A 16311-nucleotide genomic window follows, 5' to 3' on the forward strand; every position below is an offset into this window, starting at 1 on the left:
ACGTCAGGACTGGCGTTGCGGGATGGCTGATACGGGAGTTGAGAGCGAGCAGGATATGAGTGAAAAAATCGATGAATCTGGCAGCAGCCAGGCAGAAACTGAGGCGGAATTCACGGATACCATCGAGGGTGAGGTGGAGCGAATCGATGAATCCGCAGGCAGATCCGGCTCCACCCGTCTACCTATCCTACTGGCGGTTGTAGCGCTGTTGACGGTGACAGCCGGCCTGGTGCTTGGCTACCGCTATTGGCTTGACATGAAACAGACCCTGGTCTCACTCAATGATGATCTGGTAAAGGCCAATCAGGAACAGTCTCAATTTGAGCGGCAACTGGCGCAGACACGACAGCATTTCGAACAACAGCAACAGGCGATTGCGGCACAAAAGAGTGCCCTGGAGAAGCAGGCGGAGAGTATCCGGCTGGCAAGGGAGGCATCACAGCAACAGGGCGATCAACTCTACCGCTCGCTGGCGGAGATTCAAACCCGTATGGGCGGCAAGGAGGGGCAGTGGCGGGTCGCAGAGGCCGAATATCTGATGCGTGTCGCCAATCATCGGCTAACCCTCATGGGCGACCCGAACACGGCCATGGAGGCGTTGAAATCTGCGGATGAGCGACTGACTGCAAGCGGTGATCCCGGTTGGTCGGGAGTGCGGGAGAACATCGCAGCTGAGATCACTCGATTGACAGCCCTGCCGAAGGTGGACAGTGCCGGAATCAGCGCCGAACTGAATGCCCTTGCGAAACGAGTTGAAGCGCTTCCCCTGCGGGATGCAGGAATGGTTCAGGGTCCTATCTCGGCTCAGCCGGATTCCTTGCCGGAAATTGCCGATAATGGGGAATTCACACTGCAAAAACTGCTTGACGATTTTTGGCAGGGATTCAAATCGATGATGGTGATACGTCATCATGATCGTCCTGTAAGCGCCATGCTGCCACCCGAGCAGCGCTACTTTCTGCTGCAGAATCTAAGTCTCAAAATCGAGAATGCGAAAGCGGCGATGATGGGACGAAACCAGGCCCTCTATACCGACAACCTGACCAGTGCGGCAGAGTGGGTCGATCACTATTTCCAGGCAACGGCACCTGAAGTGATCGGGTTCAAGTCACAACTGGAGGGATTGGCGGCAAGGGTGATCGCACCTGAGCTGCCGGACATCTCCGGCTCCTTGCGTGCGCTGCAGAAGAGACGGCAAACGATGAACCGGGAGGGTCTCCGGTGAGAACATTGATCGCAGCTTTTCTTGCGCTGTTCGCCGCAGTAGCGATCACACTGCTGGTTAAGCAGGATAACGGTTATATCCTGATCGGTTATGGTCATTGGACCATCGAAGGCAGCCTTGCGCTGTTCAGCCTGGCCATGTTGGCGCTGTTTCTGGTTGCCTATATTGCCCTCAGGACGGCTTCACGAATCTGGCAAATGCCGGAGCGTGTGGCCGAGTGGCGGAGAAAGCGCCGAAGCTTCAAGGCCAGACAGGCCCTGACCCGTGGGCTGGTGGAGCTCGCTGAAGGGCGCTGGAAGGTTGCGGAGAGGCATCTGACACGTAATGTCGCTCAATCCGAAACCCCTTTGCTTAACTATCTGGCGGCAGCCCGCGCCGCTCAGCTGCAGGGCGAACATACCCGGCGGGATGACTATCTCCACCTGGCCCACGAGAGCATGCCCTCGGCCGACGTGGCGGTGGGGCTCACCCAGGCTGAATTGCAGTTGGCTCATCAGCAGTACGAGCAGGCCCTGGCGACCCTGATGCATGTGCGATCACTGTCGCCAAAACACAATTATGTGCTGACCTTACTGAAGAAACTGTATGAGAATCTCGGTGAGTGGAAAAAATTGGAAGAGATGCTGCCGGAGCTGAAACGCCGCAAGGTCATCAACGAATCCGACTACCAGGAGCTGGAGATACGTGTCTATCGCGAGCGCCTGAAGCAGGAATCCTCAACCCTTGAAGGCCTGCTGCAATACTGGTCGCGCATACCCAAGGGCATCAGGCAACTGCAGGAGATATTGCTTGAATATTGCGAATATATGATGGCCCTGGACGCAGGATCCCGGATTGAACCGTTGATAGCCGCCTCTTTGCAGCGCGAGTGGAACAGCGAATTGGTCAACCTGTACGGTCTGATCGAACTTGCCAACCCCTCCCACCAGCTGGAGATGGCGGAGGGCTGGCTTAAGAGCCGCCAGGAGGACTCTGGACTGCTGTTGACGTTAGCCAGGCTCTCCCTGAAGAACAAATTGTGGGGTAAGGCGCGCAGCTATCTGGAAGCCAGTATCGGCATTTCAGCGACACCAGAGTCCTATCAACAGCTCGGTCTGTTGTTGGAGCGTTTGGGTGAAGACGATGGGGCGTTACGCTGTTTCCGCGCAGGCCTGGCCTTGCAACATGCGGAACCGCAGCGGTCCCTGCCACCCATAGGTAGCAGGCCTGTATTGAGCAATAAATCGGTTGTCGACGATGCCGCATACAGTGAGTCTTTGAACACACCTGCAAGATCCTGACCTTGCTTGCTGTAGCAGAATTCATCTTTACTATAATGTTAACTGGTTGTAATTGAGCAAAACAGTTGGTTGAACAACCAGGATTTTTCATATATACCCCATACCTAATAAGGGTTATACATCGATAACATATGACCGTTCAAAAGGAGTTGCACACCAGATAAACAACTGATCAGCATGAGGGCTTCAAGAGCCGTGTACAATAATTGGGTAAAATTAATTGTCTTTTCCCTGTCAATAGTAATGCCCAATGCCAATGCAGGTTGGGACAACGCTGATCTGGAACGTATAGAGGCCATGAACCTGGACCCGGATTATGCACGGGGCAGGGCCGTGTATGAGACTTGTGCGGTTTGCCATATGCCGGAAGGCTGGGGAACCCCGAACGGCGCCTATCCGCAAATTGCCGGTCAGCACCGTTCGGTAGTGATCAAGCAACTGGCCGATATTCGCGCTAAAAATCGCGATAATCCCTCCATGTACCCTTTTGCCATACCTGAAGAGATAGGTGGCGCTCAAGCCATTGCGGATGTGGCTCACTATATCGAATCGTTGAAGATGACAACCGCCACCGGCAAGGGTGACGGCAGTGACCTCGAGCATGGTGAAAAGCTCTACAAACAGTACTGCATTGAATGTCATGGCGAACAAGGTCAGGGACTATTCGAAAAGGCCTATCCGGCCATCCATGGCCAACACTACAACTATCTTCTGCGCCAGCTGATCTGGATACAGAACGGCAAGCGGCGCAACAGCAACAAAGAGATGGTTAAAGTCATCGAGACCTTTGAGGATCGTGACTTCAAAGCGATATCCGACTATGTATCCAGGATGCTGCCGGTTGCAGAGAGGCGTTCCGAGCGTACCTGGAAAGATCGCGGGTTGCAGGAGAGATGAATAATCTCGTGCCACCTGTCGAGAGCGACGGTGAGATTGAAGAGAACGGTTTTTCTGAGCATAAGGAGTTGATACTCAGTTTCCTGATGCTGTTCATTCCGGCCTCCCTGCTGCTGGCCTCGATTTTTTATGCCTTCTCCACCCAGACCGAAAAATATGAACTGCAGACGACACTGATTCGTGAGGAGGCAGCGTTGAACAGCGCCAGCGAATTGACCTCGCTGCTGTTTGAACAGAAGCTCTCGGACCTCATGGTGCTGGCGGAAGGGGAAGTGCTCAGAAGTTACATCCATGATCCGAGCCTGAAGCACTGGATACGTGTCGCACGTGAGTTTTCACTCTTCGCAAGACGGAAACCGAAATATTTTCAATTGCGATACATTGATAACAGCGGCATGGAAGTCATTCGCATCAACAGTGACGACAATGTGCAGGAGATCGTCCCCCAGAGTGAGATGCAAAATAAGGCGGATCGCTACTATTTCAAGGAGGCGATGAAGCTGGCATTGGGTGAGATCTATATCTCTCCCCTGGATCTGAATGTGGAACGGGGCGTGATAGAGCAGCCGATCAAACCTACGGTCCGCTTTGCGACACCGGTATCCGACGGTTATGGGGGAAAGCGGGGTATCGTCATCATCAATTATACCCCGAATGAACTGTTGCAACGGATCGCCGACAATTTCGAAACCCTGCGCGGCAATGCGGTGATGCTCAATAGTCAGGGCCATTGGCTGCAGGGCGTACCCGAGGAGCAATTGTGGGGTTTTATGTATGGTCGTGACGAGACCTTCGCTACACAAAAGCCAGATGTCTGGGCTTCCGTCACCAGCAGCGAAAAAGGTTCATTCTTTACCGACGACGGCGTTTATATATTCAAGAGGGCCTATCCTTTAGTACGCAACAGGCTGGGAACATTGGAAAATGTCGATGAAACGATCGTCCCCTCCCCTAGCAGGGCGGAGAAACGATATTGGATCTTCCTCTCTCATATCTCCAATAGCCTGATTGAAGATCTCACAGCCAAACGCATGATCGTTGCCACCATTACCTACCTGCTGCTGTTTTTGGTTGCCGGGGTAATCAGTGTCCTGTTTGCCAAGAACAGCGTGCAGAAAAAACAGGCCTTCCGGAAGCTTCAGCAATATGCCACCACCGATGATCTCACCGGGCTGGCCAATCGGCGTGAACTGGATAAGGTCGCGTTGCGCGAGTTCAAGCGCGCGACCCGTTTCACCAGACATCTCTCCGTATTGATGCTGGATCTCGACCATTTCAAGTCGATTAACGATACCTATGGCCACAATGTCGGGGATAGTGTGCTGAGGCATGTGGCCGATATCTGCGTCGGTTCGATCCGCGGGCAGGATTTTATGGCCCGTTACGGTGGAGAGGAGTTCACGATTCTGCTGCCGGAAACGAATATCGAGAACGGTAGTAATTTGGCACAGCGGATTTGTGATCAGATAGCCGCGATGCCCTATCGAGAGGGACAGCAGCTGATTTCCATCACTGTCAGTGTCGGCGCCAGTGAGATCGAGGATGGTGATATCGATTTCAACGATCTGTTGAACCGCGCCGATAAAGCGCTCTACGAGGCAAAGAAAAGGGGGCGCAATCAGGTGGTGATCTCAACCGCTGGCGAATTCATCTCGCGCCTTGCAGTGATCAGCGAGTAATCTATTTTATTCCGGGCGCAATAACGGCCTTCAGTTCCTGCGTGCCCGTATGAATGCCCGCCCTGGCCGCCGCATCGAGCAGATTTTCGGCCTGTTGAGACATCTGGTCGCATTCGCCTCTAAGGTGTGATGCCAATAGGCGACCGCGTTCGATATAGAAATCACTCCAGGTGAGTGGTTCGTCCCGGGTGTATTCCGCCAAGGCATCCGCGTAATAGAGCATCCTTTCCGGTTCCGCCTTGTGCAGATAGACCTCAATCATGTTCTGATAGAAATGGAGATAGTTGTGGCTGAGGCTGCCCTGGTCCAGGTAGCGCTGCCCTTCGCGAATCGCATCCTGGCGCTGCTTCTCATTCCTGGTCACGCGCGCCAACACCCCGAGAATATAGGGAGCGATGTGGGTCGGTACGGAATCAAGTGCCGCCCGGTAGGCGCGCTCCAGGTAGTGGAGGCCCTCTTGAATCTCCCCCTTCAGTACCTTGGCTTCACCGATTTGGGCAAGGTTGTCACCATAAAAACGACTGGCACGGAGCTGCTGCGCCAGCTTCAGGCCGAAATGACCGTAACGTTCCGCGGAATCGATATCTTCGGTAAACAGCAACACCAGGCCGAGATTCATATAGGCCGTCATCTCGGCCCTGAGATTGCCATACTCTGCAGCGAGTTTTCCCGCTTCCTGCAGGGTCGCCAATGCTTCGGTTACCGAGCCGGTATAGAGATGGGTCAAACCATACATGGACAGGCTGCCGACTTCCTGGGGCAGGCGCTGTTCTGTCCTCGCCAGTTCCAGGCATCGCTCGAAATAATCCCTTGCCGTCATTATCAGCCCTTTGGCGTAACAGGCATCCGCCATCCCGGCCTGGGCGCGAATCTCAAGCAGCGGGTTGGCGGACTCTCTGGCCAGGGTCTCAGCCTGTTGGTGGGCCTGTAGACACTCATCAGTGCGCGCCAGGGCGAAAAGAATATCACCCCTTCGATAGTGCAGTTCTGTGAGCAAGGCGGTGTTTTGGCTCATCTCCGCCAGGGGTGCGGCATGATCAAGTGTCTCCAGCGCCTGATCCAGTTTGTCCTGTACCGTCAGGCCGGTGGCCCGTCCGATCAATGCACGGCATCGGATTTGGTCATCGCTAGCCGAATCTGCGGCAGCGGCGAAGGCATGGATGGCGGATGAGATTGCGCCTGCCTGGATCAGCAGGTCGCCTTGCAGGCAGTTTAGTTGGGTGCCCAATTGCGCTGATTGCGCAATTTCGGCACCACGGGAGGCCAGCGATAAGGCCTGCTCGAAGTCAGCCATGCGTACCGCCAGCAGGGCCGCCTGCAGATAGGCATCCGCCGCATCCTCACTGCCACCAAAGTCGAGATGCCGGGCATGCAGGGCGGCGTCACGTTGTCGGTACCATGCCGCTGCCCGTAAATGGAGGGCACGCCTATGGGATGCCAGTAATGAGTCGTAGATAGCATCGCGCAACAGTACGTGGACAAAGAGATAGTCCTCTCCCTCGGGTTGCAGCAGACGTTGATTGAGTAGGGCATCGGGTCGATATTCGTTTTTACCGAGTAGCTGGAGCACGGCATCCAGCCTGAATCTTTGCCCCAGCACTGATGCGGCTTGAACGGCCAGCCGGTCCTCATCGGCGAGCAGATCGAGTCTCGACATCACCAGGCTATGGATCGAGTCCGGTACATTCTTCCCCGGATCGGTGGTACCCAGAAGCAGCTGCTCGAGATATAAAGGATTGCCTCCCGAACGGTCGATACATGCGGAGACGAATGCCTGATCCCGGTCGGCGATCTGTTGCGCCAGGTTTCTTGCATGCTCTTTGGATAGTGGGCTTAGATCGAGCGTGGTCAAGGGCGCCCCATGCATAGCGCTGCGCCATGCCGGATCGAGGGGTTCACCTTCGACTCGGGATGTAATGAGCAGCAGGGCCGCATGTCGACTGACACTATCCGTGAGTTCGGCGATATGGTTAAGGGTCGTCTGATCGGCCCAGTGGATATCTTCCACAATCAGCAGTCGCGGGGCCTCCTGAGAGGCATTTGCGAGAATGGATCGGAGGATTTGTTGAGCCCCTCGGCGCTGCGCCTCGTCGCCGATGCTGCCGATAGAGGTGGCCGGTTCCTCATCGATGGTCAGATGAAACAAACGTTGCAGTATGCTTGGGTAGATGGCAGGGTTCCACGCCTGCCCCATTGCCTGCTTTACCGAAGCTTCGATCTCATCAGCCGTGGCACGATTGCTGAGTCCCATTAGTTGACGCAACAGTGAGGGAATGGGTTCTGTCGCTGACTCCATACCGAAGTCAAGCACCAGTGTCCGGTGAGGAATGACGCCCATCTGAACTGCATGTCGGCAGATCTCCCCCACGAGACGTGTTTTACCTATTCCCGCTTCTCCACGAAGCAGATAGGTCTCGCCCGCCAGATCTTCGGTGCAGGCCACCAGGGCGGCGTTGAATTGCCTCAACTCCCGGCTTCGTCCGACGAAGGGGGGCCAGTTTTTATGTTGCGCCTCCCCTGATTTGACTGTCGCGACACGCCATACAGTATCATCCCGTCTTGTCGCCTCGATATTCAGACGAAGACCCAGATAGGCCGGCTCGGTAAGCAGAAGCTCTCCAGGCGCACCTGAGCGCGCCAACTGTTCCGCCTGGGCAAATACCGCTCCGGATACGGCTCCGTCGGGATCGCTCAACACTGATCCTGTGGCGATACCGCACTGAATCCCCAGTTGATGCGGCCAATCACTGGACCGCTCGGTTTTCGTTATCAGTTCGAACACCATTTGAAGCGCTTTTTCACACTCATTGCCATGGGCTTTTTCGAGACCGAAGAGTATGACTATGGCATCCCCATGGTGGTGATGGAGGATTCCGCCATAGCGGTTGATCAGGGGGGGCAGGTGAGCAAGCAACTGCTTGTTCGCCCTGTGCAATTTCTCAGGATCGCCTGCAGCCATCAAATCAAGATAGTGTGCCAGATGGAGATGGGCAACGGCCACCGTGCGCAACAGCTGGGGTTGGGGCTGAGCGGTCTGCTTGGATAATGGTTGCTGCAGGTATGGTTTCCGGGTTGGTGGGCTGTCCGGCTCGACAGCTGCGTTGTCATTGTCATCCCCGCTGCGTTGACGGCGGATATCACTATACAGTTGCTCTGTCTCTGGCTGCGGAGGGAGGCCGAGTTCGCGCATCAGCAAACGCCGGCATTGGCGAAATTGTCGCAGGGCATCGGCGGGCCGGTTAAGCCGGGCATAGAGCTGCATCAGGATGCGGTGGACCTGCTCCTGGAGGGGATCGCTGCCGAGCAGTCTTATCCCCAGACGGATTCCCGACTCAAACTGAGCGGTATCCAGGTAGTGATCCAGCAGTTTAGACATACTGCTGATGGCATGTTCCCGATAGTGGCTGCGTTGGGTCATCAGCCACTCTTCATAGTTGTTAGCGCGGGGGTTGAAGCCTTCCAGGAACTCGCCATTGTAGAGAGATGCCAACTCGATCAGGTGCTCTGGAGACTGCTGATGCTGCAACAGGCCATCGAACGTTCCGGTATCGGTATCGATATGACCGCTTTTAAGTAACACGCTCTCCTGATCGGCAGCAAGCGCATCGGCGTGATCGCCCAATACCTTGCGCAATCCGCTGAGAGCCTGGCGCAGACTGTGCCGGGCTTGGGCATCATTGCTCTCCTCCCACAATAGCAGCGCCAACCTGTCCCTGGGTTGAGGCTTCTCCTGGTGCAAGGCCAGCCAGGCCAGGAGTGCCTTGGCTTTGCGCGACCTCAAATCGACAGCAGTGCCGCTATCGTCAATCAGTTGAAAGCCGCCGAAAAGTGACAGTTCCATACAGGGTTCCCGGTGTTGGCTCTGTTATGTGTGTTTGTTCAATTCAGAGATACTTGCAAGCGTGGGAGGTATCGTCATAGCCATACATGCAGGCCCAAATGAAAAAATAGGTACACGCCCTCAAAAAAAATTAACCATTCGGTTGTTTTTGACGTTCTTTTGACGGATAGCGACCGGCTACTGTGACGCTTGCTAATTAAAGTAGCACATAACGTCTTGGAAAAAGCGTATTTCAACTGACACAACAATGCACCAAAGGAGACAAGTTATGTGCCAACCCGTCAATCTACCCCCCGTCGGCCAGTCAGAATCCAATGACCAAACCGCGATTTTTGCCGAAGAACTATTACAGATACTCAATCATGGAGCGATTGCCTTGATGATTTCCATCGGTCACCGCACCGCACTGTTCGATACGATGGCCAGGATCCCGCCGAGTGATAGTCAGGGGATCGCTGAGTCCGCCGGATTGAATGAGCGTTATGTCCGGGAGTGGTTGGGTGCCATGGTGACTGCCGCTATCGTTACCTATGATGCGGATTCTGGCTGCTATACCCTGCCTCCGGCCCATGCTGATCTGTTGACCAGAGATGCCAGCCCGGACAACGTCGCAGTGTTTGCTCAATACATTCCTTTGCTCGGGCAGGTGGAAGAGGAAGTCATTGATTGTTTTTACAATGGTGGCGGCGTCCCCTACGAACGCTATACACGCTTTCATGAAGTGATGGCCGAGGATAGCGGTCAGACAGTGGTCAGCGCCCTGTTTGAACATATCCTGCCGCTGATCGACGGGCAGCTGTCGCGTCTGGAACAGGGCATCGATGTATTGGATGTGGGCTGCGGCCGTGGTCAGGCGCTGCTGCAATTGGCGAGAGCCTTTCCGAACAGCCGCTTCACAGGCTATGACTTCTCACAGGAGGCCATCGAATGGGCGCGCAAAGAGGCTGACCGGCAAGGATTGAACAACCTTCTGTTTGAGGTCAAGGATGTCGCCACCCTGGATGAACAAAGGGCTTATGATTGGATCGTAACCTTCGATGCCATCCATGATCAGAAATCGCCGGACATGGTACTCTCTGCCATTCATAGTGCGCTGCGTGATGACGGCATCTATCTGATGCAGGACATCAAGGGATCGAGTCATCTGCACAACAATCTTGAACACCCGATCGGACCACTGCTCTACACCCTCTCGACCATGCACTGTATGACGGTTTCATTAGCTCAGAACGGTGCCGGCCTGGGTACGGTGTGGGGCAGGGAGCTTGCCTTAAAGATGCTGAATGAGGCTGGTTTCGATGATATTGTGGTAAAGGAGTTGGATCACGATTTTCAGAACTATTTCTATATCATCCGAAAAATGCCTGGTCAGGTCAGCGATTCATTGAATTGATGGAGCGCTCTTTTCTGCGATGTATGAGTGGTACTAGGGCCTATTGGATTAGTGTTAATAGGCCCTAGCCGAATGGCACTTACTTAAGACGAATTTCAGGATTTTCGTCATTCCGGCGCAGGCCGGAATCCAGGGATCCCGTCACCATCAAGCATTCTGGATCCCCGCCTGCGCTCGTTTTAAGCAAGCCTGAACTGAGACAAGGATGCAATTGCGTCACCGCCGCTTATATCCGGGATAATGACCAGCTCAAGCAGTGTGACGGCTGTAAGGTCGACCTGATGTTCTTCCGTCTCGGATGTGGATCCTTGAGGGCTGAAATTCCATTGCTGTCTGGCGATTTCCTGGAATGATCGTCCACCATCCAGTGAATAGCGCAGCTGATACTGTTGGGTGCGTTGAGTTTGGCGCTCCGTGAACTTGAGCCGAACCAGCCTGATGCTCTGAGGTTCGCTAAAGAGTAGCCGGATGGTCTGCTTCCCGGGTCGGGAGGCACGCCATCCTGAGGTCTCTTTGAACAGCAGTGCCGACTCGATTGGGTGTTCGCTATCCTCAGAGGTTATTTCAACCTCGGCAATCTCATTCAGACACAGCCAGTCCTGGTTGTGAGAGTGGCTATCCTGCAATCTATCCGGGATGATTCGTTTGCGCATCGAAATGACTCCTGAGCACAAGAGTGGGTGTATGGAATAGAGCCCCATGGCATCAGAACTGAAGTTGATAGGCTATTTTACGCCTCGGCGCAAGCGATACAGCGTGTATTCGTCGGGTCGGCTGCAAGTCGACGGGCATCGATTTCCTCCCCGCAGATGAAACAGTAGCCATATTCACCGGCTTCGATTCGACGCAAGGCCCCCTCTATCATCGATTGTTGATGTTGACGCCTCCGAGCGGTTTCCTGTGCCATTTGCTGTGCCTGCATGGCGTCCATGCGGCTGAGACGTCCGACCCGGCTTTGGTCCAGTTCAACGGTCTCTCCCGCCGACCGGGACATTTCATCCACTGCGCGCAATTCAGTTTGCAGTTGCAGCAACCTCTCTCTGATCAGTGTGATTTCATCCGGTGTCATTATATTATCTTAGTTGTCACGGGGTTATTGGGTAAGTGCGTTATCGGTATAGTGTACCTCAAGCATGCTGCCGGCTTGTCCGTCGCTTGCGGATGACAGAATCGAATAAGAGCGCTTCCCCATGAAACGATATCCGATGAAGAGAATACTGGTACTCTGCCTTATCCTGAGCGCCCACAACGCTGAGGCAGATGAAGGGAGTGAAATTGTCGAGGCGATGGAGGAGTATCTCGAGTTTGTCGATTATGGTGGTGCAACCATCTTTTCACAACAGATACCCGCCGAGGATTGGGGTAACTTCTTCGTTGTCGATACGCGCAGTGCGTCCCAGTATGAGCAGGAGCATATTCCCGGGGCGGTCAATATCGAATGGCGTCAGATCCTGGCCCGGCGTTCGGAGTTACCCCGGGACAAGGCGGTACTGGTCTACTGCAATACCGGATCACTGTCGGCTCAGGCCGGTTTCGCTCTCCGCCTGGCGGGCCATGAGAACGTGAGAATCCTGCAGGGTGGGATGCGCGAATGGCAGGCAAGAGGCGGTTTCGATGCGCACGCCCGTGCCATGGATTCAAATCGTTGAACAGTAAAGGACCCTAGGTCCCAGTCTTTTGCCTGGTAGCGGCGGCGCCGTATTCGAACGAATCCGAATAGAGCTCTTCCCCGGCCAGGCCATGGTTGAGAAATGCCTCTTTGCCGGCTTCTATCATCGGAGGCGGACCGCTCATATAGACCTCGTGGCCGCTCAGATCAGGGTGGTCCACGATAACGGCCTCGTGCACCCAACCCGCTCGTCCGGACCAGTCGTCATCAGGTTCTGAAAGCACCGGCGTATAGTTGAAATGGGGGTATTCGGCGGCCCATTTCTCAGGCAGGTTCGGCAGATAGAGATCGCTCTTGGAACGTACGCCCCAATAGAGATGCATAGGTCGTTGGATACCGATCTGGAAAGCGTGCTCTATGATGCCCTTGAGGGGGGCAAAGCCCGTACCGCCGCCCATCAGGATAATCGGTTTGGTTGAATCTTCCCGCAGATAGTAGTTGCCGAGGGGCGCCTCGATACGCATGATGGTCTTCTCCTCCATACCGTTGAAGAGTATGTCGGTAAAGAGACCGCCGTCGACATGGCGGATATGCAGTTCGATAAAATCGTCGTCATGGGGGGCGTTGGCGATGGAGAAGGCCCGTTTGGTACCATCCTGAAGGATAAAATTGAGGTATTGGCCGGCCAGGAACTGAAGGCGCTCTCCCTCGGGCAGCTTCAGGTAGAGTCTGATGACATCTTCGTTGAGTCGCTCAATGCGGTCGATCTTACAGGGCATGGTGCGGACCGGAAGATCCTTTGACTGGACGATCTCTTTGACTGCGATGATGAGGTCAGTGGTGGGAGCCGCCTGGCAAATATAGCATTCGCCATTGCTGTCATCGGCCATCACAGGTGGTTTCCCGTTGGGGTAGTCGACCTGGCCCGCTGCAAGGGTCGCCAGACAGTCGCCACAGAAGCCGTTGCGGCAGCCGTAGGGTAGATTGACGCCCTGCCTGATCGCGGCATCGAGTATGGTCTCACCCGTTTCGACTGAGAATTCGTGGCCGCTTGGCTCAACATGCACTTTAAAACTCATGGGGTAGTTTCTCATTCATGAGTCGATACAATCGGCATAACAATACGTTATCCTCAATCGACCTTCTGTAATTATGGGGTTGGAGTGGAATTCTCTCCTATTTTTGTCAGGAATTAAACCGGGAGTCCATTGGGTTATGGGTGTGGCCATAATTGGTTGCGGTGATATCGGTACCAGGTTGGCGCAGGCATATTCCGCCGAGGGAATAACCGCCACCGGGATCGTGCGCACGCAACAGAGTATCGAAAGACTTGAACGTGCCGGTATCGAAGCGGTTCAGATCGATCTGGATCAGCCTTTCACGGCAGCGAACCTGATTGAGTCTCAGCAGCTATTCTATTTTGCGCCACCACCGCCTCGCGGTCAGCAAGATGGGCGGGTCGGCCGCCTCATCGAGCAGTTTATGGAGGGGCCTTCGCCACAAAGAGTGGTCTATCTGAGCACCAGTGGCGTCTATGGTGACTGCCGGGGGGCATGGGTGGATGAGACTCGCCCGCCTGCCCCGATGGCGGATCGGGCGAAACGGCGTCTCGATGCAGAACTGCGTTGGCGTGCATGGAGTGAACAAACCGGGCGTGAACTGGTGATACTGCGGGTGGCTGGTATCTATGGTCCCGGGAAACTGCCGGTTGAGCGATTGCGTAGTGGCCAACCCATGGTGGCCGAGGAGGATGCCCCCATCACCAACCATATCCATAGCCTCGACCTGGTAAAGATTGCACGGACCGCCATGCAGCGTGGCGCGTCAAGGGAGGTGTACAACGTCTGCGATGGCGTCCCTGAACCGATGACCCGTTATTTCAACCGGGTTGCCGATTATCTCGGCTTGCCGCGGCCACCGGTCATCTCCCTTGAGGAGGCGCAACAAAGGTTATCACCGGGGATGCTCTCCTATCTGAAAGAGTCACGCAGATTGAGCAATCGTAAACTGCTTGAAGAGCTGGGAGTTGTGTTGGACTATCCGGATCTGGAGAAGGGTCTATCGGCCTGTGTATAGATATCGGCGCTTCCTTTGTTCTGATCTCCATACTGATGGGGCTCACGCGGCATCCCTGCCGCTACTGTGAATGATAAGCGTCAACCGCCGGAGTCGTGGGTTGAACTGTAAAATCCGGGGTTAAACCTTCAACCATTTGAACAGCGGATCCCAGAGAATGACATCCTTGTAGACCTGGGACGGGGCCAGCTCGAATATGGCCAGGCCCTTTTCCGCGGAGCGGATATAGTTTTGGCTCTCCCGCAGATGGGTGATAAAGGGGATCTTGAGATGACCCAGGTAGGTCTCAAGGTCGTGGTAGATACGCGTCTGCTCCTTGGCACGGTTGGCGACAATGCCGATACGTGTCTGATTTTTTGAGACCCGGCCGCTGGCCAGCAGTTCGGTGAGGAAGCGGCTGCAGGCGCGCATATCGATGGGGGAGGGAAGCACGGGAAGGATCAGTGTATCCACGCGAAGCAACATTTTATTGATGGCCTTGCCATGCACACCGGCAGGTGCGTCCATGATCAGCAGATCAGTCCCTTTGGCGGGTCTGACCGGCTCGTTCACCGCATTGATGGCCTGGATATCGGGGATGCCTTCGTAATCTTTCCTCGCTTCCAGCCAGTCGATGGTCGACTGCTGCGTATCAAAGTCTGCCAAGGCGACTTTTTTGCCTTCATCGGCGTACCAGGTGGCCAGGTTGGTAGCGATGGTGGTTTTGCCACAACCCCCCTTGGCGTTCATCAACATGATTGTGCGCATTATACTTCCCTACCCTCTTTGTGGATTAGTCTTATCAGGCTTTAGTTTAGTCGATCCCGAGCTGATCCCAAATCTGATCGATGCGTTGCTTGACGCTCGGTGTCATGGTGATCGGCCGTCCCCACTCCCGGTCTGTCTCGCCGGGCAGTTTGTTCGTCGCATCAAGCCCGATTTTGGATCCGAGGCCCGATACCGGCGAGGCGAAGTCGAGATAGTCGATGGGTGTGTTTTCAACGATGGTGGTGTCCCGTGCCGGATCCATGCGGGTGGTCATGGCCCAAATGACATCCTGCCAGTCCCGGGTATCGACATCATCATCGACGACGATCACGAACTTGGTGTACATAAACTGCCTCAGGAATGACCATACCCCCATCATGACGCGCTTGGCATGTCCGGGATACTGCTTTTTCATACTGACAATTGCAAGCCTGTAGGAACAGCCCTCGGGGGGAAGATAAAAATCGACGATCTCAGGAAACTGTTTCTGCAGAATCGGTACGAAAACCTCGTTCAATGCCATACCGAGTACCGCCGGTTCATCCGGGGGGCGGCCGGTATAGGTGCTGTGATAGATCGGTTCCTCGCGATGGGTCAGGCGCGATACCGTGAAAACGGGGAAGTGCTCCACCTCGTTGTAGTAACCTGTGTGGTCGCCATAAGGACCTTCCATTGCCATATCGTCGGGATGGATATGGCCCTCCAGCACGAACTCCGCGGAGGCGGGGACCTGAAGCTCGGAATCGAAACATTTCACCACCTCGGTGCGGCTGCCGCGCAGCAATCCGGCAAAGGCATATTCGGAGAGTGTATCCGGCACCGGGGTCACCGCACCCAGGATGGTGGCCGGGTCGGCCCCGAGGGCGACACAGACCGGGAAGGGTTCTCCGGGATGCGCCGACTGCCAGTCGCGGAAATCGAGCGCCCCGCCGCGATGGGCCAGCCAGCGCATGATAAGACGGTTGGGGCCGAGCAGCTGCATGCGGTAGATACCGAGATTCTGGCGCGACTTGTTGGGGCCGCGGGTAATGACCAGGCCCCAGGTGATCAGCGGAGCGGCATCCTCGGGCCAGCAGGTTTGAATCGGCAGTCGGGTCAGGTCGACCTCGTCCCCCTGTTGTGTAACGGTCTGGCAAGGTGCGTTGCGCAGCTCTTTGGGAGCCATATCGAGCACCTTGCGGAAAACCGGCAGCTTGTCCCAGGCGTCCTTCATGCCCTTGGGCGGATCTGGCTCTTTGAGAAACGCCAGCAGCCTGCCCACTTCCCGCAAGGCGTCGACGCGCTCTTCACCCATGCCCATGGCGACCCGTTCCGGCGTACCGAACAGGTTTCCGAGCAGTGGATAGGGGGAACCCTTGACCTTCTCGAACAGCAGGGCCGGGCCGCCACGGCGCAGGGTGCGGTCGCAGATTTCGGTGATCTCCAGCTTGGGATCCACCTCGGTGTGAATACGCTTCAGATCACCGCGGGATTCAAGCTGTTGAATGAAATCACGTAAGTCTTTGTACTTCATGGGGCCGGCTGTCGATTGTATCTGCCTGAGACATTACCAGAGGCAGCATGG

General features: G+C 55.2%; 13 protein-coding genes. 7 read left to right on the forward strand and 6 right to left on the reverse strand.

The window, feature by feature from the left end; genetic code table 11:
- Nucleotides 1–22 precede the first annotated feature (22 nt).
- The 4 genes from AB8516_RS13650 to AB8516_RS13665 all read left to right on the forward strand — a co-directional run bounded on the left by AB8516_RS13650 (nt 23) and on the right by AB8516_RS13665 (nt 5081).
- Entirely contained in the window at nt 23–1225 is a 1203-nt protein-coding gene (locus AB8516_RS13650; protein WP_369161442.1) for a uroporphyrinogen-III C-methyltransferase, read from the forward strand.
- Complete coding sequence (locus AB8516_RS13655; protein ID WP_369161444.1) at nt 1222–2505, forward strand: heme biosynthesis HemY N-terminal domain-containing protein; 1284 nt, start codon at nt 1222–1224, stop codon at nt 2503–2505. Before AB8516_RS13650 ends, AB8516_RS13655 begins: the two co-directional genes overlap by 4 nt.
- 243 nt (nt 2506–2748) lie before the next feature.
- Complete coding sequence (locus AB8516_RS13660; protein WP_369161446.1) at nt 2749–3402, forward strand: cytochrome c; 654 nt, start codon at nt 2749–2751, stop codon at nt 3400–3402.
- Nucleotides 3399–5081, forward strand: a complete 1683-nt coding sequence (locus AB8516_RS13665; RefSeq protein ID WP_369161448.1) for a diguanylate cyclase — start codon at nt 3399–3401, stop codon at nt 5079–5081. The genes AB8516_RS13660 and AB8516_RS13665 overlap by 4 nt, the downstream gene beginning before the upstream one ends.
- Nucleotide 5082: 1 nt before the next feature.
- Here the strand turns inward: AB8516_RS13665 and AB8516_RS13670 are convergent, their stop codons facing one another.
- On the reverse strand, nt 5083–8922 hold the full coding sequence (locus tag AB8516_RS13670; protein ID WP_369161450.1) for a BTAD domain-containing putative transcriptional regulator: 3840 nt from the start codon (nt 8920–8922) through the stop codon (nt 5083–5085).
- Between the two features lie 268 nt (nt 8923–9190).
- On the opposite strand from AB8516_RS13670, the gene AB8516_RS13675 reads away from it, so the two are divergent.
- Nucleotides 9191–10315 carry a class I SAM-dependent methyltransferase gene (locus tag AB8516_RS13675; RefSeq protein WP_369161451.1) on the forward strand — a complete coding sequence of 375 codons (1125 nt, stop codon included), beginning with the start codon at nt 9191–9193 and terminating at the stop codon, nt 10313–10315.
- Between the two features lie 179 nt (nt 10316–10494).
- Here the strand turns inward: AB8516_RS13675 and AB8516_RS13680 are convergent, their stop codons facing one another.
- Both AB8516_RS13680 and AB8516_RS13685 read right to left on the reverse strand, forming a co-directional pair.
- On the reverse strand, nt 10495–10968 hold the full coding sequence (locus tag AB8516_RS13680; protein ID WP_369161453.1) for a discoidin domain-containing protein: 474 nt from the start codon (nt 10966–10968) through the stop codon (nt 10495–10497).
- Nucleotides 10969–11045: 77 nt separating this feature from the next.
- Complete coding sequence (locus tag AB8516_RS13685) at nt 11046–11384, reverse strand: TraR/DksA family transcriptional regulator (protein ID WP_369161455.1); 339 nt, start codon at nt 11382–11384, stop codon at nt 11046–11048.
- Nucleotides 11385–11505: 121 nt separating this feature from the next.
- Between AB8516_RS13685 and AB8516_RS13690 the strand changes: the two genes are divergently transcribed.
- Nucleotides 11506–11964, forward strand: coding sequence for a rhodanese-like domain-containing protein (locus AB8516_RS13690; RefSeq protein ID WP_369161457.1), 459 nt, complete (start codon nt 11506–11508; stop codon nt 11962–11964).
- A 13-nt stretch (nt 11965–11977) separates the two neighbouring features.
- On the opposite strand, the gene AB8516_RS13695 is transcribed toward AB8516_RS13690, so the two are convergent.
- Complete coding sequence (locus tag AB8516_RS13695) at nt 11978–13003, reverse strand: CDP-6-deoxy-delta-3,4-glucoseen reductase (protein WP_369161459.1); 1026 nt, start codon at nt 13001–13003, stop codon at nt 11978–11980.
- 136 nt (nt 13004–13139) lie between these two features.
- On the opposite strand from AB8516_RS13695, the gene AB8516_RS13700 reads away from it, so the two are divergent.
- Nucleotides 13140–14000 (forward strand): SDR family oxidoreductase, encoded by an 861-nt coding sequence (locus AB8516_RS13700; RefSeq protein WP_369161460.1) that lies wholly within the window; start codon nt 13140–13142, stop codon nt 13998–14000.
- Between the two features lie 120 nt (nt 14001–14120).
- Here the strand turns inward: AB8516_RS13700 and AB8516_RS13705 are convergent, their stop codons facing one another.
- Together AB8516_RS13705 and ubiD are read right to left on the reverse strand one after the other, a co-directional pair.
- A complete protein-coding gene (locus AB8516_RS13705) occupies nt 14121–14747 on the reverse strand; it encodes an AAA family ATPase (RefSeq protein ID WP_108294684.1) in 627 nt (208 codons plus the stop codon).
- 46 nt (nt 14748–14793) lie between these two features.
- On the reverse strand, nt 14794–16260 hold the full coding sequence (gene ubiD / locus AB8516_RS13710; protein ID WP_369161462.1) for a 4-hydroxy-3-polyprenylbenzoate decarboxylase: 1467 nt from the start codon (nt 16258–16260) through the stop codon (nt 14794–14796).
- Nucleotides 16261–16311: the final 51 nt, after the last annotated feature.

The sequence above is a fragment of the Candidatus Thiodiazotropha sp. LNASS1 genome (assembly GCF_964212655.1).
Classification (GTDB): Bacteria; Pseudomonadota; Gammaproteobacteria; order Chromatiales; family Chromatiaceae; genus Thiodiazotropha.